The 22,216-nt window shown below is 70.4% G+C and carries 21 protein-coding genes; 12 read left to right on the top strand and 9 right to left on the bottom strand.

The genetic code is table 11. The features are described from left to right. Positions 1 to 30 precede the first annotated feature (30 nt). The 3 genes from I8N67_RS29770 to I8N67_RS29760 form a co-directional block, all read right to left on the bottom strand. On the bottom strand, positions 31 to 903 hold the full coding sequence (locus I8N67_RS29770) for a RimK family alpha-L-glutamate ligase (RefSeq protein WP_200307325.1): 873 nt from the start codon (positions 901 to 903) through the stop codon (positions 31 to 33). Then, entirely contained in the window at positions 900 to 1,088 is a 189-nt protein-coding gene (locus I8N67_RS29765) for a lysine biosynthesis protein LysW (protein WP_200307324.1), read from the bottom strand. Before I8N67_RS29765 ends, I8N67_RS29770 begins: the two co-directional genes overlap by 4 nt. A gap of 303 nt (positions 1,089 to 1,391) precedes the next feature. Then, positions 1,392 to 1,529 carry a hypothetical protein gene (locus I8N67_RS29760; RefSeq protein ID WP_200307323.1) on the bottom strand — a complete coding sequence of 46 codons (138 nt, stop codon included), beginning with the start codon at positions 1,527 to 1,529 and terminating at the stop codon, positions 1,392 to 1,394. 149 nt (positions 1,530 to 1,678) lie between these two features. On the opposite strand from I8N67_RS29760, the gene I8N67_RS29755 reads away from it, so the two are divergent. Then, positions 1,679 to 2,710, top strand: a complete 1,032-nt coding sequence (locus tag I8N67_RS29755; RefSeq protein WP_200307322.1) for a LuxR C-terminal-related transcriptional regulator — start codon at positions 1,679 to 1,681, stop codon at positions 2,708 to 2,710. Positions 2,711 to 2,737: 27 nt separating this feature from the next. Here I8N67_RS29755 and I8N67_RS29750 read toward each other — a convergent pair whose 3' ends face one another. The 4 genes from I8N67_RS29750 to I8N67_RS29735 all read right to left on the bottom strand — a co-directional run bounded on the left by I8N67_RS29750 (position 2,738) and on the right by I8N67_RS29735 (position 5,670). Continuing rightward, positions 2,738 to 3,787 carry an esterase-like activity of phytase family protein gene (locus tag I8N67_RS29750; RefSeq protein ID WP_200307321.1) on the bottom strand — a complete coding sequence of 350 codons (1,050 nt, stop codon included), beginning with the start codon at positions 3,785 to 3,787 and terminating at the stop codon, positions 2,738 to 2,740. A gap of 84 nt (positions 3,788 to 3,871) precedes the next feature. Then, complete coding sequence (locus I8N67_RS29745) at positions 3,872 to 4,852, bottom strand: serine hydrolase (protein ID WP_372443823.1); 981 nt, start codon at positions 4,850 to 4,852, stop codon at positions 3,872 to 3,874. A 207-nt stretch (positions 4,853 to 5,059) separates the two neighbouring features. Continuing rightward, entirely contained in the window at positions 5,060 to 5,446 is a 387-nt protein-coding gene (locus tag I8N67_RS29740) for a hypothetical protein (RefSeq protein ID WP_200307320.1), read from the bottom strand. After that, a complete protein-coding gene (locus tag I8N67_RS29735) occupies positions 5,437 to 5,670 on the bottom strand; it encodes a hypothetical protein (protein ID WP_200307319.1) in 234 nt (77 codons plus the stop codon). The genes I8N67_RS29740 and I8N67_RS29735 overlap by 10 nt, the downstream gene beginning before the upstream one ends. A 168-nt stretch (positions 5,671 to 5,838) precedes the next feature. Between I8N67_RS29735 and I8N67_RS29730 the strand changes: the two genes are divergently transcribed. Both I8N67_RS29730 and I8N67_RS29725 read left to right on the top strand, forming a co-directional pair. Then, positions 5,839 to 6,633: a helix-turn-helix domain-containing protein gene (locus I8N67_RS29730; RefSeq protein ID WP_200307318.1), complete on the top strand. Its 795-nt coding sequence runs from the start codon at positions 5,839 to 5,841 to the stop codon at positions 6,631 to 6,633. Then, a complete protein-coding gene (locus I8N67_RS29725) occupies positions 6,626 to 6,835 on the top strand; it encodes a DUF397 domain-containing protein (RefSeq protein WP_200307317.1) in 210 nt (69 codons plus the stop codon). The genes I8N67_RS29730 and I8N67_RS29725 overlap by 8 nt, the downstream gene beginning before the upstream one ends. A 64-nt stretch (positions 6,836 to 6,899) precedes the next feature. Here I8N67_RS29725 and I8N67_RS29720 read toward each other — a convergent pair whose 3' ends face one another. Then, on the bottom strand, positions 6,900 to 7,505 hold the full coding sequence (locus I8N67_RS29720) for a snapalysin family zinc-dependent metalloprotease (RefSeq protein ID WP_200307316.1): 606 nt from the start codon (positions 7,503 to 7,505) through the stop codon (positions 6,900 to 6,902). A 303-nt stretch (positions 7,506 to 7,808) separates the two neighbouring features. Between I8N67_RS29720 and I8N67_RS29715 the strand changes: the two genes are divergently transcribed. Next, a complete protein-coding gene (locus I8N67_RS29715; RefSeq protein ID WP_234046510.1) occupies positions 7,809 to 8,849 on the top strand; it encodes a helix-turn-helix domain-containing protein in 1,041 nt (346 codons plus the stop codon). Here the strand turns inward: I8N67_RS29715 and I8N67_RS29710 are convergent. Continuing rightward, a complete protein-coding gene (locus I8N67_RS29710) occupies positions 8,771 to 10,429 on the bottom strand; it encodes a serine/threonine-protein kinase (RefSeq protein ID WP_200307315.1) in 1,659 nt (552 codons plus the stop codon). The genes I8N67_RS29715 and I8N67_RS29710 overlap by 79 nt on opposite strands. A 415-nt stretch (positions 10,430 to 10,844) precedes the next feature. On the opposite strand from I8N67_RS29710, the gene I8N67_RS29705 reads away from it, so the two are divergent. The 8 genes from I8N67_RS29705 to I8N67_RS29670 all read left to right on the top strand — a co-directional run bounded on the left by I8N67_RS29705 (position 10,845) and on the right by I8N67_RS29670 (position 22,058). Then, positions 10,845 to 11,786: a hypothetical protein gene (locus I8N67_RS29705; protein WP_200307314.1), complete on the top strand. Its 942-nt coding sequence runs from the start codon at positions 10,845 to 10,847 to the stop codon at positions 11,784 to 11,786. 43 nt (positions 11,787 to 11,829) lie between these two features. Next, on the top strand, positions 11,830 to 12,288 hold the full coding sequence (locus I8N67_RS29700) for a hypothetical protein (RefSeq protein ID WP_200307313.1): 459 nt from the start codon (positions 11,830 to 11,832) through the stop codon (positions 12,286 to 12,288). A gap of 370 nt (positions 12,289 to 12,658) precedes the next feature. After that, a complete protein-coding gene (locus I8N67_RS29695; protein ID WP_200307312.1) occupies positions 12,659 to 13,462 on the top strand; it encodes an endonuclease I family protein in 804 nt (267 codons plus the stop codon). Between the two features lie 201 nt (positions 13,463 to 13,663). After that, a complete protein-coding gene (locus I8N67_RS29690) occupies positions 13,664 to 15,166 on the top strand; it encodes an FG-GAP and VCBS repeat-containing protein (RefSeq protein WP_200307311.1) in 1,503 nt (500 codons plus the stop codon). Positions 15,167 to 15,344: 178 nt separating this feature from the next. Further along, complete coding sequence (locus I8N67_RS29685; RefSeq protein WP_307835409.1) at positions 15,345 to 17,561, top strand: ArnT family glycosyltransferase; 2,217 nt, start codon at positions 15,345 to 15,347, stop codon at positions 17,559 to 17,561. Positions 17,562 to 17,810: 249 nt separating this feature from the next. Beyond that, the gene (locus tag I8N67_RS29680; protein WP_200307309.1) at positions 17,811 to 18,449 is read left to right on the top strand and encodes a class I SAM-dependent methyltransferase; all 639 of its coding nucleotides are present in this window, start codon (positions 17,811 to 17,813) and stop codon (positions 18,447 to 18,449) included. A 393-nt stretch (positions 18,450 to 18,842) separates the two neighbouring features. Next, complete coding sequence (locus I8N67_RS29675) at positions 18,843 to 20,075, top strand: MFS transporter (protein WP_200307308.1); 1,233 nt, start codon at positions 18,843 to 18,845, stop codon at positions 20,073 to 20,075. Between the two features lie 519 nt (positions 20,076 to 20,594). Continuing rightward, positions 20,595 to 22,058 carry a benzaldehyde dehydrogenase gene (locus tag I8N67_RS29670; protein WP_200307307.1) on the top strand — a complete coding sequence of 488 codons (1,464 nt, stop codon included), beginning with the start codon at positions 20,595 to 20,597 and terminating at the stop codon, positions 22,056 to 22,058. The last annotated feature ends 158 nt before the right edge of the window (positions 22,059 to 22,216 follow it).

The raw sequence follows: 22,216 nt of genomic DNA, 5'->3' as shown, positions 1-22,216 counted from the left end.
GGGCGGCGGGGGCGAGGAGACACCCGTCGGCTAGACGGCGGCGCCCACACCCAACTGCTCGGCCACATACGCCGCGTACAGCCCCGCCACATCCACCCCGTGCCGCTCCGACGACTTGGCGAACTCCGGATTGGCGTTCACCTCAAGGACGAGCAGCTCCCCGGTGGACCGGTCCTCCACCAGATCGACCCCGTAGAACCCGGGCCCCAGCGCATCCACGACCTGCCCGCACAACTTGTCGATCTCGGCAGTCACCTCGACGCGCCGCACACTCGCCCCGAGATGCGTGTTGGTCCGCCAGTCCTCGGAGACCCGCTGAATCGCCACCACGGGCGTCCGCCCGACGACCACGACCCGCAGGTCATGCCCCGGCTTGTCGACATACTCCTGCACCACGACGGGAAACAGCTTCCCCGTGGCGTCCGCGGACTCCCGCCCCCCGGCCCACGCCTCGACACACTCCGCGTTGGCCATCTTGGTGACCCCCCGCCCCCACGACCCGCTGACGGGCTTGACGACGGCCGGCATCCCCAACTCACCGACGGCGGACCGCACTTGGTCGTAGCTGAAGGCATGCCGGGTGACCGGATGCGGAATGCCGTGGCGGGCGAAGAGCAGCGACTGCAGCCCCTTGTCGTTGCACACCTCGATGACGGAGGACCGGTTGAGGGCGCTCACGCCGGCGTACTCCAGCCGCCGGGAGACGTTGATGGCATCCCGGTGGGACAGGTTCCGGATCACGGCGAGGGCGGGCGGGCCGCTGCGGCCCGCCACCACCTCCGCCAGATCCTCCATCAGCAACGGACGAGCCGTCAGCCCCTCGGCCCGCAACGCCCCGAGGAGGAGTTTCTCCTCGGGCCGCAGCATCGTGACCGAGAGCAGGACCTGATCAGAGGCCGTCACTCGCCCCAGTCCTCTTCCACCTCGGGGGCGAGATCAAGCCGTACCACGGCGGCGTTCTTCTCCACGACCTCGTGCTCCTGGCCGCAGGCCGTGCACTCGGTGATCTCACCCTTTTCCCAGTCCGCCTGGACCTCGAATTCGGTGTCGCACACCAGGCACTTCGGTGCGGCAATGGCGGTGGTCATTCCTCGAACTCCTTAGTTGGTTTAATGTGAAACCGACACGCCGGAACCCATAAACCGGCATGCGGAATTCACCGGACATCGATGGAACCTCGGCTGAACATCGATCCGGCCGGACGGATTCCGGTCAGCGATCCGTCAGTGAAGTGTTTGCGATCCGTTTGCGATCGACTTTCGACCGGCCGGCGTTCCGCTCGCGAACTCCCCCGCTCCGGCACCAGACTGACGTTTCGTCAGGTGGGTTCACCCGGGCCGCGCTTTTTGCACGGGCTTTACGCGGGAGGGGCGCCGGCCGGTCCGGGCGGGTCAGGGCCAGCCGGGGTCGCCCGGGGCGTTGGACGCCTGGGCGTGGGCGACGGTGGTGCGCTCGGCGGTCTCGGCGGCGACAGAAAGGGTCAGCACCGCGGCGGCGACAAACGCGAGTGCCCCGGCAAGTCTGCGCATGTACTTCATTTCTCATTCCCCCCAGAAGAATTTCCGGACTTCCAGCTCTTCGCCGGTGTCCATACGAAGAGCATGCCGTGAGCCACCGGTTGCCGGAAGCGATTGAAGGGGTCATGATCGTGCACTGCAGGAATCTGAAGGGGGATGACATGTGCGGCGATGCCGACATAGGCGGGGGCCCCGAGGCCCATACGGAGGTGTGCGGTGCGGGGATCGAGTTCTATCGCACCGCCCTGCTGGCGGGGAGGGCGCCGCGGGCGGAGGCGCCCGGGTGTGTGAGCACGTTCGGGCTCGTGGCCCCCGCGGTGGACGACCCGGAGGCGATGGTGCCGATCCCGCCCTCGGTGGCGACCGCGGCGCTGGCGTACCCGATGGAGCGGCTGATCCTGGAGCAGCAGCAGTCCCTGGCCGCCGTACGGGCGTCGCTGTCCCAGGCGGAGAGCGTCTACCGCACCGCGCGCCGCAAGGAGAGCGAGTCCTCCCAGCGGCTCACCCCGGCGCCGGCGATCACCGCCGCGCTGGACGAGGCGATCCAGAACACCAGGAACGAGCTGCTCACCGCCCACCCCGGCGGCAAGCGGCCCGAAGAGGTGCTGGTCAAGGCGCTACCGCGCACGCTGGAGGCGCACCGCAAGGGCGTGAAGCAACGCACCCTGTACCAGCACACCGTCCGCGCCCACGGCCCCACCCTCGACTACATCAAGCAGGTCACCGAGCTGGGCGTCGAGGTGCGTACCGTCGACGAGGTCTTCGACCGGATGATCATCTGCGACCGTGCCGTCGCCTTCATCCCCGACATGGGCAAGGACCACGGCACCCACGCCCTCAAGGTCACCGACTCCGGCGTCGTGCACTTCCTGGTCTCCGCCTTCGAGTACGCCTGGGAGCGGGCGAAGCCGGTCGTCTACGAGCACGACCAGCAACGCCCCCCGCTCCTCACCGACGAGACCCGGCTCCACGTCCTGCGCCTCATGGTCGACGGCTACACCGACGCGGCCATCGCCAGCCGGCTCGGCATCAGCACCCGTACCGTCGCCAGCCACCTCAAGAAGGTCAGCGACCTGCTCGGCAGCAACAGCCGCGCCCAGCTCGCCTATCTCACCGCGAAGAGCGACCTGCTGGAGGACGGCACCTCGGGCGACTGCGACTGCGACCACGACTGTGAGGGGCGGACGACGTGAACCGGGCCGGGTCGGGAGATCCCGAGGTCAGGGGAGCCGGACCCGCAGGGAGTAGAACCGCGTCGTCTGTACGGCGTTCTGGTTGTCGTCGCTGACGAGGAGTACGTCGAGCCGCCCGGTCCCCCGGTTTCGCCCCTGCCCGGTGACGGTCATGCCCTCGATGTTGTCGAGCAGCGGGTTCGGCTGGGGCTGCTCGGCGGTGGCACCGAGGGTGGGGCAGTGCACGAGGTCGGCGAGGAGCGTCTTGCGGACGAGCCGTATGCCGCCCTCCTCGCCGGTCAGGGTCTCGACGTGGCTGGTGTCCGTCGCACGGCCCGTCTCGGCGAGGTAGAGGCGGACCGTGTTGCCGACCCCGGCGGTGAAGCCGCGCTCCAGCACGAGCAGCCGCCCGCCCGGGAGGCCCGCCACCTCGACGACGCCGAGCCCGGTGTCGGTGCGGTAGCCGTACTGGGTGGAGAGCCCGAAGTCCCCTCCGCCGCCGTGCCGTCGCCAGGTCTGGAAGCGGACGACACCGGCCGTGTCCCCGGCGAGGGCCCCCTCCATCGAGGCGAGCAGGGTGCGCCCGCCGGGCAGGAGGGTGAGCCCCTCGAAGGTCTGGTTGGAGACGGCCCGCCCGGCCGGGGCGACCTTCAGCGAGCCGGGTACGGGAAGGCTGCCCAGGATCCGCCCCTGCCGGTCGTACCGCCGTACGGTCGGCTCGGTCTCCGAGGTGATGAGCCGGGTGCCGTCCCGGTCGACGACCAGCGCCTCCGAGTCGAGCGCGGCGCCGGTCTCCGTGGCGAGCGGGACGACGCCCGTCGGCCGGAGGGTGCGGCGGTCGAGGGTGAAGAGGGAGGACCGGTCGGAGACGGCGAGGAGCGAGCCGTCGCGGTCGACGGCGAGGCCGGAGAAGTTCCCGACGAAGGTGTCTTCGTACGTCGTCTTGTCGAGGGCGTCGGAGTACCGGTCGATCGACACGGACGCCGAACAGGCCCGCTTTCGCGGTGAGTCGGCGTGAACCGGCCCGGCGGCGGCGAGGGTGGTGGTGGCCGCCGCCAGGCCGGCGGTCAGGGTCGCGAGGAGGGTTCTGAGAGGCATGGCGTCACGGTAGGACGACGCGGGTGCTACGGAGATGGCCTCGCCGTGAACGTCCGGATATCAGCCGCAGCTGCTGCGCTGCCGCTACCGGACCCCGACACCGGCACCGGCCTCCGGCACGGGCACGGTCGCCTCCTGGGGCCGGCCGGTGGGCACGTACCGCTGCACGCTCGACGAAGCCGAGGCGCTCTTCGCGACGGGCACGAGATCCTTGTGGATGGCCTTGGCGACGCCCTGGATGGTGTTCACGCCGTACTTCATGTCGGGGTTGCCGTGGCTGAGGACGGTGATCGTGTAGTCCCGGCCGCCGCCGTTGAACGTACCGACGCTGTGCACCCGCCAGCCGTGCGTGGCGCGGGACAGCCACCCGTTCTTGACGTGCACCTTCACGGTGGACGGCGCGCCGGCCGGGGTCCCCCAGCGCTGGGCGGCGACCACCTTGTTCATGAGCTTGAGGACGTAGGCGCGGCCGTTGTCGCTCAGGACGCTGTTCTTCGCGGTGAGCAGCGCGAGCAGCCGCTGCTCGTCCCGGACGGTGATCCGGGTGAGCCCCCAGTAGTTGTTCGCGCCCGGCTTGGTCTGGGTCATCTTGGCGGCGGCGAGGAACCCCTTGATCTTCGTCAGGCCGAGCTGCTTCCACAGGGTGCTGGTGGAGGCGTTGTCCGACTTGGTGATCATGGCGGTGGCGAGCTTGGTCTCACGATCGGTGAGATACCGCCCCTTCTTCTTCGCGTCCCACAGCAGCGCCGCGAGCACGGTCACCTTCACGATGCTGGCCGAGTCGAAGGCGGTGTCGCCCCGCAGGGTGCAGGTGGTCTTCGTGGTCCGGTCGTACAGCCCGACCGCCACCGTCCCCTTCCGCTTCGCCAGCGCCGTCGTGATGTCCTTCTGCAACTTCTGCGCCAGCCCCGCCTGCGCCGAAGTACAACTGACCTGCGGCCCCGCGGCCACCGCGGCCGGCGCGAACGCGACCGCCAACGGCACGACCATCCCGGCCCCGATCCCCGCGGCGAGCACCCGCGTCCCTCTGGACGTGCGGGATATCCGGGCTCTCCGGTGAGTCATGAACGCTTCCCCCTGTGAGTGACGAGAACGCGCCACTGGCGCATCCATCTCAGTCGACTCGCGAGGATGGTCGATAGTTGTACGTGTGTTCCCTTCTTGGGGGTGTGAGGTAGGTGAAGAAACAGAGTCCCGAAGCGCCCTACAGGGGCCTCACGGGGAACGGGAAGAGGTGCCGGATCTGGCGACAGGCTTCACCCCGGCCCGCGATCACGGCTCCGAAGCCGGGGAGTAGCCGAGGCGGCCGAAGTCGTCGAGGTCGTCGCCGGGGCCGTCCTCGCCGCCCGCCCCTTCACCTTCACCTTCACCTTCACCGACGGACGCGGACAGACGCCCGCCCCGGCTCACCGCGATCCGCTGTACGTCGGTCAGCGACTCGCTCATCCGGGCCAGCAGGAAGCGGAGTTGCGCGGGGGTCACCCGGCGGTCGGCGAGTATGTCGGCCGCGTGAGAGAGGAGTTCGCCCGCCATGCCGAGCTGGACGCTCTCGATGTCGTCGGCCAGCCGGGAGACGTAGCCCGCGCCGTCGCCCACCAGATAGCACCGCTTGCCGCCCGCTCCCACCCAGGGCAGCAGCCGCGCCCCGCTCACGTCCACCGCTCCCTCTCCAGCAGGAACAGCGCGTGCCGCCGGGCCTCTTGGAGGCGGTATCCGGGCTCGTGCCCCGGGGCGAGCCACGGCCGCGCCAGCGCGTTGGCCGCCGCGACCGCCAACGTGCCGTTCTCCGCCCTCGCCGGGCGGGACCCGAGATGATGCACGGTCGGGCCCGAAATCAGGCGTTTCCGCCGCGACTTGAAGAAGCGGGCGATACGGTTGCCCATGTCGTCGAATCCGTTCCTGTGTAGCGATTCATGACCACGCCCCCGGACCGGTGCGACGGTCGCGGGGGTTTGCTTTGTGTAGCGATGCACTCACAGGGTGAGACAGGCCGGGCTGGTCTCGCCAGGGGGTAGCTGGTGACAGCGCATTTGTCACAAGGGAGTGGCGCGATGGGCACGATTTACGGCGATTGGCTCAAGCAACAACGTGGAGCGGCGGGGCTGACACAGCAGCAGTTGGCCGAGATGGCGGTCATGACGCGTTCGCACGTCGCGCACATCGAGGCGGGGCGCCGGGTGCCGTCGAAGGAGGACGCACGGCGGCTGGACAGGGCCCTGAACACGGGGGATGTGCTGAGCAGCTTCTTGCCGCAGGACGACGTGGTGGTCTCGGACTACTTCGAGGCAGTGCGGCTGCTCGAACAACAGGCAGCGACGATCAGGGAGTTCGCCAGTGCGTTCGTACCGGGGATTCTTCAGACGAAGGGGTACGCGCGTGCGGTTCTGAGCAAGGTCTTCCCTCCCGTGAGTGAAGAAGAATGTGACAGGCGCGTTGGCACACGCCTTGAGCGCGCGAGACTCCTGGACGATCCAGTGACACCCGCGGTCTGGACGTTGCTGGACGAGGCGGTGCTACGTCGCCCCATGGGCAGCGCGGAGGTGATGGCGGAGCAGCTCATGCACCTGGCCCGCCTGGCGGAGAACGGTCGGGTACGCGTCCACGTACTGCCCTTCGAAGTCGGCCTCCACCCGCTCATGCAGGGCATGTTGACGCTCATGACGTTCGAGGACCAGCCGCCGGTGGGCTACGGCGAGGGCCTGAACATGGGAAAACTCCACGACACGCCCACTGTCGTCAAGCGACTCGAAGACCTCTACGCTCTCGCACTGAGCGACGCGATGTCACTCAGGGAGTCAATCGCCCTGCTGCGGACCACAGCAAAGGACTACGGACACCATGACTGAACACACCATCCCCGACGCCGCCACCCTCACCGGCTGGCGCAAGTCCTCGTACAGCTCAAGCAACCCCGACAGCTGCCTCGAAGTCATCGACCGCCACCCCGCGGGCGTCCCCGTCCGCGACTCCAAAACCCCCCACGGCCCCGCCCTGCTCATCTCATCGCCCAGCTGGACCCTGTTCGTCGCGGCCGTGAAAGCGCGGTGAGTGGAACGGCCGAGACGAACGCCCCCCGGGGCCCGACTGTGACGCCGGGCCCCGGGACACGGCATCAGTCCACGATCACCACGCCACGCGCGACCCGCGCGCCCGGCGCCGTACCGACCAGTCCGGTGATGGCGCCGAAGTTGCCCTCGACCTCCGACTTCTCGGCCGCGTTCGGGTTGGGGTTCGTGCAGGAGACGCCCGCGCTGGAGCCCGACATCAGGCTGGTGCAGGGGCCGGGCTTGCGGTCCGGCAGGCCGAGGATGTGGCCGAGTTCGTGCGACGCGATACGGATCGTGTTGTAGCCCTCGTCGACGGCCTGGCGTCCCATGTAGACCGTGCCGTTGCCGAGAGAGGTGGTCAGGGCCCGGGGCCAGCCGTTGTCGGCCACGATCCGGATGTTGGCGCGCTGCCCGGCGGCCACCGGTCGCAGTTCCAAGGCGTCCACGCTCTCGTTCCAGATCGCCGCGCCCCGATCGACAGCGGCCTTGAACTCCGCCGACGCACCGGCGTCGTAGGTGACGACGCGGGCGGCGAGCGGCTGCTGTCGCTCACCCGGGTCCGGCGCGGCAGCGTAGGCCTGGCCGCCGACCAGGCTGAGCGCCGCCACCGTGAGGGCGGCGGTGAAGCCATGGACGAACGTGCGGGAGTACCGGGAGTGCTGGGAGTACATGGGCGACCTCCTGTGGGGGGTGAGGTGGGCTCATGGCGTGCTCATGCCACGCGCCCCTCAGCTCACTGCCCACCCCCGAGGGCCTCAATCCGTCAATCGACACCAGCCCCCAGCGCACACCTACGGCGCACCACACTGTGTGGGACAAGCGCACTCCATGTGAATATCCCGTGATTGCTTCAACCCTCAAGATCGGCCAGTCTGTTGCACTGACCGCGAAAGGCCAGCTCAGCAGGGGAGAACGTGGCGCTCCGGATACATTTCACCGAAATAGACCTCGCGAGGACACGCGTGGCGACGCGCATGGATCCGCTGTGGGAACTCGCCGCGAGCCTGCACCGCCTGCAGTCACGGAGGGGCCGCTGGGCCTACGCCGAGTGGTACCGCGGGGCCCGGATCGCGATGCGCGAGCAGAAGTTGGAACGGGCGCTGCGCACCACGCTGCTGCCGCTGTACCCGAGAGCCGCCTACTTCCCCGACTTCCTGACTCCCCCGCAGACCCTGGGCGACCTGAAGGGAGGCCTCGACGAACTCCTCACCACTGCGCCCCGCCGTGTCGGCGAGGAGATCGAGCTGCTCGACCAGGCCGTCGGAGCACCCTCCTGGGCACGTCGGCTCGTGGAGTCGCCCGAACGGGCGGCGCTGGTACAGGCGTTACGCGCCTACTACGGTGCCGTCGTCGCCCCGTACGAGGACCGGATGACGGCCAGGATCGAGGCGGAGCGCACAGCGCGATGTCGCGGGCTCATGGACGGCGGCATCGAGGGCATGCTCGCCGGGCTCGGCCCCACCATGCAGTGGCGGCGGCCCGTACTGCACGTCCGCTACCCCGCGCAGGAACGCGACCTGCACCTCAACGGACGGGGAATCACCCTCGTCCCCTCCTACTTCTGCTGGGACGCCCCGGTCAGCCTCGCCGACCCCGAGCTGTCGCCCGTCCTGTACTACCCGCTTCTCCACGAACAGCCGCCGCCGGACGCGCCGTTGGGCGGCGCCCTCGCCGACCGGTCGCTGACCGAACTGCTGGGGCGGGCCCGCGCCGCCGCCTTCCGCGCCACCGCCAACGGGGCCACGACCGGCGAGATCGCCCGCGCCGCCCACGTGTCCGCGTCGTCCGCCAGCAGACACGCCACCGTGCTGCGCGACTCCGGCCTGATCACCACCATCCGGCACGGCGCGGCCGTACTGCACACCCTCACCCCGCTCGGCGCGTCCGTCCTGCGCGCCGCGACCGGCGCGGCGTCCGCCCCCGCGCCCCCCTCGTCCTACTCGCGCGTCAACTCGCCCTCGCCCACGAGGTCGGAGGAGCCGAACAGGCCCTCTCCCGAGGTGTCGAAGGAGTAGCGGGCGGTGTCGGTGTCCAGGCCGGTCAGGGAGATCTCCACCTCGTCGAGACAGCCCCCGGTGCCGTAGGTGATGTGTTCCATGACGTCCACGCGGGAGTCCGTGCGGTGGCGCAGGGTCCAGTACCCGCCACAGGAGAGCTTCGGGTACTCCACCTCGGCGACCCGTTCGCCGGTCTTCCCTCCGGTGTAGCGGATCCGGACGTCGTAGACGCTGGCCCCCTCACCCTGGTTCACCGTGCCTTGCCAAGTGCCGTCGAAGTCGAACTGCTCGGGCGCGGTCGGGGACGCTTTCGTCGGGGACGGTTTCGTCGGGGACGCTTTCGTCGAGGGCGGTGTGGTCGAGGTGTCCGGCGTGGGCGGGCGGTCGTCGGCGTCGGACACCGTGGCCGACCGTTGCGGGACGGCAGCCGCATCGTTCTCGCCCCCGTCGCCGTCGCGCAGGGCCAGGACAAGGGTGATGGCCAGGACCGCGGCGAGGGCGGTGCCGAGCGCGGCCAGCAGCGGCGCCCTGCCCGCCGGACGGCGGTCCGGCACGGCTGTCGTCGACCCGGCCGACCGCGGGAACGTGGCGGCGGGGTGTCCGGGGGTTCCGCCGCCGGCGGGAACAGGGGTGGGCCAAGCGGTGGCGGTGGGCGCGTGGTGCAGGCCCGGGCCGCCGTCCACCTGGGTCGGCACCGGCCCTTCGAGGGTGAGCAGCCTGGCCGCTTCCTGTCCCAGCCGGGCGGTGACCGCCGGCGGCAGCCAGACGTCCGGGGTGCCGGGGCCCACGACGCGGGTCGCCTCGGCCTCGATCTCCCGCGCGGCGGGCCGGTCGGCGGGGTCGCGGGCCAGGCAGCGCTCGACGAGGTCGTGGAGAGGGCCGTCGAGACCGTCCAGGCGGGGCGGTTCGCTGAGCACACGCATCAGCACCGCGTGCGGGGCATCCTCGCCGGTCGACTCGAACGGACTGCGGCCGGTGGCGGCATAGGCCAGCACGGCACCGAGGCCGAAGACATCGCTCTTCTCCCCGACGCGTTCCCCGCGCACCTGCTCGGGCGACATGAAACCAGGCGATCCGATGACCGCGCCCGTGCGGGTGGCCACGCTGGAATCGACGGCCCGCGCGATGCCGAAGTCGATGACCGTGGGGCCGTCCAGGGTGATGAGTACGTTGGAGGGCTTGAGGTCCCGGTGCAGTACGCCGAGGCCGTGGATGGCCGACAGGCCGGCGGCGAGGCCGCGGGCCAGGTGCCACACCGAGTCCGGCGGCAGGGGGCCGTGCCATTCGTCCACGACGCGGTGCAGGGCCGGACCGGGCACGAACTCGGTCGCGAACCAAGGGGTTTCGCCCTCGGTGTCGGAGTCCAGCACCCGCGCCGTCCCGGCGCCCGCGACCCGTCGCACGGCGGCGACCTCGCGGCGGAAGCGAAGACGGAACTCCGGCTCCTCCGCCAGATGCGGATGGATCAGTTTCACGGCGACGGCCCGCCCGTCCGGGGCCCGGGCCAGGAACACCCGGCCCATTCCGCCGGACCCCAGCCGGCCCACCAGCCGGAACTGCCCCAGCATCAGCGGATCCCCCGCCCGCAGCGGCTTCATCGCTTCGTCCCCTGCAACACGCGCACCCGAACCCCCTCCACCGCACCTCCGTCACGGTCACGGCCCGGACAGTGTGGCAGCTCACGGGACGGGTGGTCCTGATTTTGACGGGTTCGCCGCCTTCGGATTCGTCGCACTCGCCCTTCTGCCACCACACGTCGCGCGGGCCGCACCCGTGTCGGCCGAAGCACCGCGCCGAGCAATGGCATCCCCACACTGACCTGCACTTTTGCGCTGAGCCGCAAAGGCATGGCCCGAGCCCGCACCGCAGGGAATCGTATGCCGCACGCACCGCCACGGTGGGACCGACCGACCCGACCGACACGGCTGCACGGGCACCAGACACAGGCACAGGCACAGACACGAACGCGGGCACAGGCACGAGCACAGGCACAGGCACCAGGGGGGAACCGGCATGAAGAAGCGAGCGTCCGCCGACATCGTCGCCGTGACCTGCGCCGGTGCGCTGTCGCTGTTCGTCGCCGTCACCTCGGCCGGCTGCTCGGTGAGCGCGAGCGACACCGCCGGTAGGCAGAGCAACTCCACGTCCGGTCCGAAGGCACAGGGCCGGGAGCTGACCGATGCCGAACAGCTCCTGGTACAGCGCGCCGAAGCACGGCTCGTGAAGAAGTGCATGGAGAGCAAGGGCTTCAAGTACTGGGCGTGGACGGTACTGACCGTCGACGACCTCAAGGGCGGTGGTTACGTGCTCACCGACCCCGTATGGGCGAAGAAGCACGGCTACGGCAGCCGGCTCACCGACCGGCTCCAGAACATCCAGCGCGACGACCCGAACAACACGTACGCCAACAAGCTTCCGCGGCAGGAGCGGGTCCGCTACGGCAAGGCGCTCGAAGGCAGCCCGTCGAGCGGGATGCTGAGCGCCGAACTGCCCGGCGGGGGCACCGTCCAGACGCCGCGTCACAGCTGCCAGACCGAGGCCAAGAGTGGGCTCTACGGCGATTTCGAGACCTGGTTCCGGGCGGAGAAGACCGCCACGAACCTGTCCTCCTTGTACGTGCCCGACCTCGTCGAGGACAAGCGCTTCACGCACGCGGTCGAGCAGTGGTCCACCTGTATGCGCCGAGCCGGCCACGACTACGCCGATCCTCCGGCGATCCGCCGCGAACTCCCCTCGCTCACCCAGGGGTTGTCGTCCGAGAAGTCCTATGCCGTCGAGGTCGGACTGGCGGTCGCCGAGGCCACCTGTGCGACCGGGACCCCGCTGGCCGACACGGCGCGCGCGCTGGACACCGAGTACCGCGACAAGAAGCTCGGCCGATACGCCACGGACATCACCACGTACCGGCGTATGGCTCTCGCCGCGCTTGCCCGGGCGAAGGACATCGCCGGTTAGGCCTCGACCCCACCCACCCCAGAAGAACAAGGAGTGATCCCTCATGCGCAAGACCCTCGCAACAGTCGCCACGCTCGGCCTCGCCGGCCTCGCGGTGATCGTCCCGACCAGTGGCGCCCAGGCCGCCACCGCCTGCGACAACGCGTACAACAGCGCCAGCCTCGGCTACTTCTACGCCTACTCCGGCGACAACTGCAGCGGATATCTCGGCAGCGCCGAGGGCTCGGACTCCAACTGGGGCAACAGCCAGGGCTCGTTCCAGGACGGCGACACCAACAACGCGGAGTCGATCCTCCACCGGGGGTCCTCCGGCCTCGCCGTCCAGGTCTTCAACGGGACGGGCGACGACTGGGCGGGCGGATACACCTGCATCAAGAAGTCCGAGCTGTACATGAGCAGCCTCAACGGCTTCTCGTTCACCAGCGGCTACGACGTGGACAACGGGATCAGCTCCCACCGCTGGCTGGCCGAGGGCTCCTGCGCGAAGTTCCTGGACTCCTGACGCCCCCGGGCTCCTGACAGCCGGCCGATCCGGCCCAGCGGGAGCCGCACCGCACGTCACTCCCGTGGCCCACCACAGCGCGATCGTGGTGGGCCACGGGTCTGTCCGGTTCTCCTCGCAAGACATCCCCAGCACGCCCTGATTCCCACGTCAATTGGGGTCTTCCCTCTGGTCGGGGCAGGCAGAGGGGAGTCGAGGCACAGGGGTTGCCCCGTTAGCGACAACGTCACCGAATCGCCTTCCCGCCGTAACACACGAACTGACCGGTCCATGCCAATCTCTCGGTTACCGACACAGTCAACCCGCGTAGACCGAGGCTCCCCCAAGCAACTCCTCGCTCCGCGCGGCCCTCTGGGAAGGGACACCCCACATGCCCGCTGCGCGGATACGCAGTTGGAAGACCGTCGCTCTCGCGGCGTCCGCCGTGCTCGTCGGTCTCGTCCTGCCGACGGCCACCGCCGGCCCCGCCTCGGCGACGACGACCGCATACGACGACACGTACTACGCGAACGCCATCGGCAAGACCGGTACGGCCCTGAAGTCCTCGCTGCACACGATCATCAGCGACCAGACGACGCTCTCGTACTCGGCGGTCTGGAACGCGCTGAAGGTCACCGACCAGGACCCGAACAACAGCAGCAACGTGAAGCTGCTGTACAGCGGTATCTCGCGCAGCAAGACCCTCAACGGCGGCAACTCCGGCAACTGGAACCGCGAGCACGTGTGGGCGCAGTCCCACGGCGACTTCGGCACCTCGGCCGGCCCGGGCACCGACCTGCACCACCTCCGCCCCGAGGACGTGACGGTCAACGCCAGGCGCGGCAACCTGGACTTCGACAACGGCGGCAGCACCTTCACCAACAGCGGTGGCAGCCTCGTCGACTCGAACTCCTTCGAGCCGCGTGACGCGGTCAAGGGCGATGTGGCCCGCATGATCCTGTACATGGCCGTCCGTTACGAGGGCGACGACGGCTGGCCCGACCTGGAGCCCAACGACCTCGTCACCAACGGCGGCACCCGGTTCCACGGCCGCCTCTCCGTCCTGAAGACCTGGAACGACGAGGACCCGCCGGACTCCTTCGAGGAGAACCGCAACGAGGTCATCTACGACACCTACCAGGGCAACCGGAACCCGTTCATCGACCACCCGGAGTGGGTCGAGGCGATCTGGTAGACCAGCGGAGTCCGGCCGCGAAGCCGGTCTTCCGGGCGGCGGGGGTCCCAGCGAGAGCTGCGGCCCCCGCCGGTCCGTCCGGCTACTCGCTTCGGTTACTCACTCATGACACTCGGGCGTACAACCGGTGAAGGCCCATTCGAGTCGAACTGGGTGGACGCGGCGCTTCCGCTCGCGTACCCCCGACCCGAAAGGCACGTGATGTCACGAGGACGAGCAGGAGCACGACGTAGAACCCGTACGGCGGCGCCCTTGGCGGCAGCGGTACTGCTGGCCGGAGGCCTGACCTCCTGGTCCCTCACCGGCACGGCGTCCGCGGCCGGATCCTCGGCCGAATCGGTCGGCGTGCGGGACGACTTCAACAAGGACGGATACGCCGACCTGGTCATCGCCGCTCCCAACGCCACGGTGTCGGGCAAGGCCAAGGCCGGCTACGTCGCCGTCGTCTACGGCTCGAAGAGCGGCCTGTCGCCGTCGACGGCCTCGAAGCGGAAGCTGTTGAGCCGGTCGACGAGCCAAGTCCCCGGCTCCGCCACCGCGAACCAGCGCTTCGGGTCCTCCTTCACCAAGGGCGACCTGGACCGGGACGGCTACGGCGACCTGGTGATCGCGGGCGGCCCGGCGGGCTCGGTGATCGTGTGGGGCTCGGCTTCCGGCCTGACCGGCGGCACGAGCGTCGCCGGGTACGGCGCCTCCCCGCAGGCCGGCGACTTCGACGGCGACGGCAAGACGGACCTCGCCCTGTTCTCCGCGCAGTCCGTGGGCGGCGACGACCCCGAGGGTGCCCCGGCGGCCCTGTGGAAGGGCCCGATATCCCGCACGGGCGAGCCCACCGCCGTACTCGACCTCCTCGACAAGTCCCTGTGGTGGGGCTACGGCGAGGACGGCGCCTCCTGCGCGACCGACGGCGGCTGCGAGGACGGCCCCTCCTCCATCACCGGTCCCGTCGTGTCCGGCCAGGTCGGCGACGTCAACGGCGACGGCAGGGACGACATCGTCCAGTGGCACTACACGGGCGACGGGACGTGGGGCAACCGCCTGCTGCTGGGCGGCGCTTCGGGCTTCACGCGCGGTGCGGTGAACGGCTGGGACGTGAGCCGCGACCCGGCGGGCACCGGCATCGGTGACATCGACGGCGACGGATACGACGACGTGGTCGTCGGCGCGGACGCCGACTCCGACAAGGTCCGCGTGACCTACGGCTCCCCGACCGGCCTCGCCGACACCCAGTCCTTCGACCAGAGCCTGCCCGGCTTCCCCGGCGCCCAGGAGGACGGCGACCTGGTCGGCTCCTCCGTCTCCGTGGCCGATGTGACCGGCGACGGTTACGCCGACCTCGCCCTCGGCATCGCGTACGAGGACGTCGCCGGGATCGTCGACGCGGGTTCGGTCGTCCTGGTGCCCGGCTCGGCCGCCGGTGTCACGGGCGCCGGCACGAAGGTGTTCCACCAGGACACGGCGGGGGTTCCCGGCGTCGCGGAGAAGGACGACAAGTTCGGCGCCACGACCGCCCTGCTCGACCTCAACGGCAACGGCCACCGCGACCTCGTGGCCGGCGCCCCCGCCGAGAACAGCGAGAACGGCGCGGTCTGGGTGCTGCCCGGCACGGCCTCCGGCCCGGCCGTGACGTCGGCGCTCGCCTTCGGCCCGAAGGACGTGGCGGGGCCGTACACGGACGCGTGGTTCGGAGCCGCACTGCGCTGAGCTGGGGGCGGCTCGCCGGTCGGGGGAAGGGTCGTCCGTTGGGAAAGGGTTGTCCGTTGGGAAAGGGTTGTCCGTTGGGAAAGGGTTGTCCCGGCCATTACCCTCCCCGGGGCGAATCCACAGCTGACTGCCAGCCGGACCACAGTGCGCGCCCATGGCGCCGTCGGACGGTGCGGTGGTGACATCTGCCACCGATCCACATCCCGACACGACCGACACCACCGGTGCCGCCGGCGCGACCGGCGCCGGCGGCGCCACCGAGCCGTCGGTCACGCCCGATCCTCCGGCGCCCCCGCCGCCCGCGGGGCCGCCGGAGGCCGCACCGCGCTGGTCGCTGCCCGCCCTGGCCGGGATCATGATCCTGGCGGCGGTGCTGTACTCCTGGAACCTCTCCTCCTCCGGCCTGAACAGCTACTACAGTGCGGCCGTGCTGAGCGGCACGGAGAGCTGGAAGGCGTGGTTCTTCGGCTCGCTGGACGCGGGGAACTTCCTCACCGTCGACAAGCCACCCTTCGTACTCATGGTGATGGGCCTGTCCTGCCGGATCTTCGGCTTCGGGACCTGGCAGATGATGGCGCCGCTGATCGCCTCCGCGCTCGGCACCATCTGGATCCTGCACTCGTCGGTGAAGCGGGTCTGGGGCCACGGGGCGGCGGCGGTCGCCGCGCTCGTCCTCGCCCTCACCCCCATCACGGTCGCCATCAACCGTGACAACAACCCTGACACCCTCCTCGTCTTCCTGATGGTCGCGGGCGCGGCCCTCGCCCTGCGGGCCGTGCACAACGGCAGGCTGCTGCCGCTGCTCGGCTCGGCGGCATGCTTCGGGCTCGCCTTCAACACCAAGATGCTCCAGGGCTACATCGCACTGCCCGCCGTCTTCGCGGTCTATCTGTACGCGGCCAACACGGGCCTCGTGAAGCGCGTCGTGAACCTGCTGCTCGCCGGGGTGGCGCTGGCCGCCGCCAGCTTCTGGTGGGCGGCGGCCGTGTCCCTCGTACCCGCCGACGAGCGGCCGTACATCGGCGGCTCCACGGACGGCACCGCCTGGAACCTGATCATGGGCTACAACGGCCTGGGCCGGATCCTCGGCAGCGAAGGCGGCGGCGGAGGCGGCGGGGGCGGCGGAGGCGGCCTCTCCGGCACCGCCGGCCTCGGACGGATGTTCAACGACACCCTCGGCGGCCAGATCTCCTGGCTCCTCCCCTTCTCGGCCATCGCCCTCATCGGCGGTCTCGTCCTGTGCGGCCGCGCCCCGCGTACGGACCTCACGCGCGCCGCGCTGGTCATGTGGGGCGGCTGGACGGCCCTGCACTACGTGACCTTCGGCCTCGCCGAGGGCACGATGCACCCGTACTACACGACCGCGCTCGCCCCCGGCATCGCGGCCCTGTGCGGGGGCGGCGGCCTCATGCTGCTGCGCGCCTTCCGCACGGACAAGCGGTGGCTCTGGGTGCTGCCGGCCGCGTTCGCGGTCACGGCTGCCTGGGCGGTCGTCCTGCTGCGCCGGGCCACCGACTGGAACGTGTGGCTGTGGCCGGCGATCGCGGTCGTCATGGCGCTGGCCGTGGCAGGCCTGATCGTCTTCCGCTCCGGCAACCGCGTACGCCTCCTGGCCGCCTCCCTGACCGCCGCGATCGTCGCCTCGGTCGCGGGCCCGGCCGCGTACGCCGCCACCGAACTCTCCTCCGCCAGCGGCGGCATGGGCGGCAACAACCCGACCGCCGGCCCCACGACGGGCAGCGGCATGGGCGGCTTCGGCGGCGGCGGCAACCGCGCGAGCGGCGGCGGTCCTGGCGGCGGCGGCTTCCCGGGCGGTGGCCAGAACGGCCAGGCCAACGGCCAACAGCAGGGCGACGGCCAGCTGGGCACACCCCCGAGCGGCGCCCCTGGCGGCACCCAGCAGGGCGGCCAGGCCCCGCAGGGCGGCACGAGCGGCACTCCCGGTGGCGGTGGCACGGGCGGTGGCGGCGGTGGCGGTGGCGGTGGCGGTATGGGCGGCAGCGCCAGCAGCGAGCTGATCTCCTACCTGAAGAAGAACCAGGGCGACGCCAAGTGGCTGCTCGCGGTGTCGGGTTCGATGAGCGCGTCCCAACTCATCCTCAGCAGCGGCGAGCCCGTCATCTCCATGTGGGGCTGGACCGGCAGCGACCAGGCCATGACCCTCGCCAAGCTCAAGGAACTCGTCAAGGCCGGCGAACTCCACTACATCCAGCTCGGCGGCGGTATGGGCGGCGGCCGCGGCGGCGACTCCATCCTCAGCTCCGAGGTGACCACCTGGGTGCAGAAGAACGGAAAGGCGGTGGAGGGCAGCGAGTACGGCGAGACCACATCCACCTCGTCGGACGGCCAGTCGACCTCGACGATCTACCGGCTGGACCCCTCCGACGTCGGCTGAGGCCCCTGAAGAACGGCCCGGGAGCTCTCGACGCTCCCGGGCCTTGCCCAACCGCTCGGCGAGGGACAGCGGGACACCCTGTCTCCCACCTGGCGGTTGTCGTCATCCCTCCTCGATCCTCGATGGAGAGGACATCGATGAGACGGCGTGACCGCCGTCGTACATGAAGCACAGGACGTCCGCCGTCCTGCCCTCGGGCGCGTCCGCGATCCTGAGGATGCCGTGGGAGGCGTGTCCCATACCGGCCGGATGGACAGCACCGCCATCCGGGACTCCTACGACGCGGTCGCGGACGTGTACGCACAGGGCTTCACCGCGGATCCGGCCTCCAAGCCGTCGGACCACGCCATGCTGACGGTCTTCGCCGAGCAGATTCCGCGAGAGGGCCTTGTGGCCGACGTGGGGTGCGGGCCTGCCCAGGTGGCCTGTTTCCTGGCCGATCTCGGAGTTCCGGTCCTGGGCTTTGACGTGTCACCGGGCATGGTGGAGGTGGCCCGGGCACGCAGGCCCGGCCTGGATGCGCGGGTCGGATCGATGCTCGACCTTCCACCGGGCGACGGAGAACCGGCCGGTGTGGTGGCGTTCTACTCGCTGGTCCATCTCCAGGTCGAGGAACGACCGCTGGCCTATGCGGAGTTCGCCCGGGTCCTCCGGCCGGGAGGCCTCGCCCTCGCCGCCTTCCACGCGGGCCAGGACGTTCGGCAACCGGACTCCTGGTTCGACCGCCCGGTCGCGCTCGACTTCTTCGCTCCGCGTCCCGAAGAGGTGGCCGCGGGCCTTGCCGCTGCCGGATTCGCGATGGAGGCAACGCTGCCGCGAGGGCCGTATCCGGGGGAAGCGGACACCGAGCGCGCGTATCTGCCGGCCCGCAAAGCGCCGGGCCGCTGAGGAGACCACCACACCCGGGTACGCCTGGGGCCAGTCGCGGCCCGATGAACCGGACGCCCCAGGTCACATCGAGACCGGCAAACAGGTCGACAGGGAAACGGTATGTTCACACCCTTGACACAACTGAACTAATCCGTACAGTTCATTTTCGGAGTCCGGACTGTATCGGCTGGGAACGGCCTCTGCTCCTCCCCCCGCTCAGCGCGCCCACATGGGCGGTTCGCTATGCCCGCACGAGGAAGGACGAGGATGTCAAAGATGCCATCATCCCGTAGCGATTCCCCCGGAATCGGATCGCCTGACGGGGCGCGGGGCTCCCTGCGCACGTATGTCGCCGGCCTGCGCCAGTACCCCGCATCGGCCCGGCGAGCGGCCGTGGCTTGCGTCCTGGCCATGGCCCTGAGCCCGGCCGCCCTGATCACCACGCTCGCCTTCCTCGTGGAGCCGGTGTCGGCGGATTTCGGCTGGTCCTCGACCACCACGCTGACCCTGTTCAGCGTCCCGACCCTGCTGGCCCCGTTGGCTCTGCCGCTCGCCGGCCGCTGGGTGGACCGCTTCGGGGCCCGGGTGGTCGCCATCCCCGGCACGCTCCTGTACGGGCTGGCCATCGCCGCCGTCTCGCTCGTCGGCGCGAGCACGACGCAGATGCTCCTCGCCCAGATCGTGCTCAACTTCTGCGGCTACATGTCCATCATGGGTGTGGTCTACAAGGTCGTGGCCAAGTGGTTCCCGGATCACCGCGGCGCCGCCTTCGGCATCCTCATCGGCGCCGCCTCCAGCGTCGGCGGCGCCGTCATCGCTCCGCTGTGCCAGTGGACCATCTCCGCCTACGGCTGGCGCACCACCTACGTGATCCTGGGTGCGGCCGTCCTGCTGATCGTCTTTCCGGCCCAGATCCTCTTCATGGAGAAGCCTGAGCGAACGGCACAGGCGCGCGGGGGCACCCTGCCCGCCGCGGCGCGCCTGGTGGTGCGGGAGGAGCAGCCCGGCGTCCCGTTCCTGGCGGCGCTGCGCACCCGGGCCTGGATCGTCGCCGTTGCCATCCTGACGCTTGCGGCCGGTGCGGCGATGAGCATCCGGCTCAACGCCACCTCTCTCTTCGGCGACGCCGGCTACTCCGCGACGGCCGTCTCCTTCGCGACTTCGCTGATGCTCCTGGCGTCGGTGGGGGGGCAGATCGCCGGAGGCGTCGCGATGGACCGCAGCAGGAGTCCCCGCGCCTTCATGCCCTTCGTGGCCTGTCTGGTTCTGGGCCTGCTCTTCGCCCTCTACGCCAGCGGCGGTGTGTGGATGCTGTACCTGTCCATGGCCCTGCTGGGCATGGTGATGGGCGCCGAGGCCTCCGTGGGCCCGTACCTCATCGCCCGCTATTTCGGCCTGCGAGCCTTCGCCCAGATCCAGGGCGTCGTGCTGGGCATGGTGAGCTGCATCGGCGTCGGCCTGTTCCCGATCCTGGTGTCGGGCATGACCGAGAGCAGCGGCAGCTACGGCGGCGCGCTGGTCGTCCTGATCGCAGTGAGCGCGGTCACCCTCGCGCTGGTCCTGCTGCTGCCGCGCTATCCGGAGGTTTCGCCCGAGCTGAGCGAGACCGACGAGGCGACCGCCTCGGACCTCGCGCACTCCTGACCCGACCGCTGTTCCGAGGCTGTCCGTCGCGGTCCGGTCATCGCCTGACCACCCGCCAGACGGACAGCCTCGCCGGCTGTCCACGGGACCTGGACGCACCGCACCGACCACCTCGAAGCCCTGGCGGCGGAAGCGGATCCGGCACACGCGCCGAGCGGAAGAAGCTGGTCCTCGACTTCGAGGCGGCGCCGGCCCGGTCGGCCATGACCGGGACCGTGGACGAGGGGATCGATGCCGTCATCGCGCGGACGTCGCCCCTGACTACATCCAGCGCGACCCGAACATGCCGGACGGGAGCAAGGCCCTGGCGGATTCCCTCCGTGCGATCGGGCCCACGGGCGGCACTCCCCCCGACCCGGGACAGACGTACGACTGGTTCATTCCGGCCATCCGCACGCGAACACCCGGTCATGGGCCGCCGGCCGCAGGCGCCGAGCGCCGAGCGCCGAGCAGTCTGGCCAAGTCGCGAAGGTGAAACTAAACTGAACGATACAGTTCAGATCGATGGATCGGAGCATCATGACATTTCTCGGGGATCATGACTGGCAAGGGCGCATCTTTTCCGGCGGGTGGGTGGACGGGTCCGGTGAGTCCTACGACTCCGTCGAACCGGCCACCGGCAAGGTGCTGGGCCGGGTGGGCACCGCCACGCCCGCCGACCTGGACCGTGCCGTGGCGCAGGCCTCGCGGGCGCAGCGCGACTGGGCGTCCCTGCCGTACGTCGAGCGGGCACAGGTGCTGCGTCGTGCCGGGGCCCTGTTCGAGAAGCACCTGGCCGAGATAGCGGACTGGATCGTGCGGGAGTCGGGGGCCCTGCGCCCGTTCGCGGAGTTCCAGACATCGAACGGAGCCGCCGAGGAGTGCTACGAGGCCGCGGGCCTCGCGGCCGCCCCGTTCGGCGAGGTGCTCCGCTCGGTCGAGGACCGGCTGTCGTTCTCACGGCGCAAGCCGGTGGGCGTGGTGGGCGTGATCTCCCCGTTCAACGCGCCGATGGTGCTGGCCATGCGGGCGGTGGCGCCGGCGCTGGCGCTGGGCAACGCGGTCGTCCTCAAGCCCGACCCGCGCACGGCGGTCTGCGGGGGCGTCACGATCGCGCGGGTCTTCGAGGAGGCGGGACTTCCCGAGGGCGTGCTGCACGTCCTGCCCGGTGGCGCCGACGTCGGGGCGGCGCTGGTGGACGATCCGCGGGTGCCGGTCATCGCGTTCACCGGGTCGACGCGGGCCGGTAAGGCGATCGCGACGGCCGCGGCGCAGCGTCTGAAGCGGGTGCACCTGGAACTGGGCGGCAACTCGGCCCTGATCGTCCTGGAGGACGCCGACCTGGACAAGGCGGTGTCGGCGGGCGCGTTCGGCTCGTTCCACCATGCCGGTCAGATCTGCATGGCGTCCAGCCGGCATCTGGTGCACGCCTCCATCGCCGAGGAGTACACCGCACGGCTCGCGGAGCGCGCCGACGCGGCGCCCGTGGGAGACCCGGCGACGGACGCGGTCGCCGTCGGCCCCATGATCGACGAGAAGCAGCTCCAGGCCGCCCACTCCGTCGTCGCCGACACTCTGGCCGCCGGAGCACGGCTGGCCGCCGGCGGCACGTATGAGGGCCTGTTCTACCGGCCCACCGTCCTGGCCGGCGTACCGCTGACCGCGCGTGCCTACGCCGAGGAGATCTTCGGCCCGGTCGCCCCCGTGGTCGCCTTCCAGGACCTGGACGAGGCCGCCCGGCTCGCCGCCGACACCGAGTACGGTCTCTCTCTCGGCATCCTGACCCGCGACACGGCCAGGGGCCTGGCGCTGGCCGACCGCATCCCCTCGGGGCTGGTCCACATCAACGACCAGACCGTCAACGACGAATCCACCGTGCCCTTCGGCGGCGTCGGCGCATCGGGCAACGGCTCCCGCCACGGCGGCGTCGCGGCCAATCTCGAAGCCTTCACCGAACAGCAATGGGTCACGGTCCGGAGCGAGATCCCCGACTATCCCTTCTGACCATCCGTCGGCCGGGGTCCCTGCCTCCCCTGGGATCCCGGCCGCCTCATGGGGCGAGAAGGCCGACTGACATCGCAACGCACGAGTGGGGGCCGACGGGGCAATAGCCCGCGGGCCCCCCACGGGCGGCGGGTTACCCGTGACTACAGCGCGGGCCC

The sequence above is a fragment of the Streptomyces adelaidensis genome (genome assembly GCF_016598475.1).
GTDB classification, from domain to species: Bacteria; Actinomycetota; Actinomycetes; order Streptomycetales; family Streptomycetaceae; genus Streptomyces; species Streptomyces adelaidensis.
This window is presented reverse-complemented; position numbering and strand designations above follow the sequence as displayed.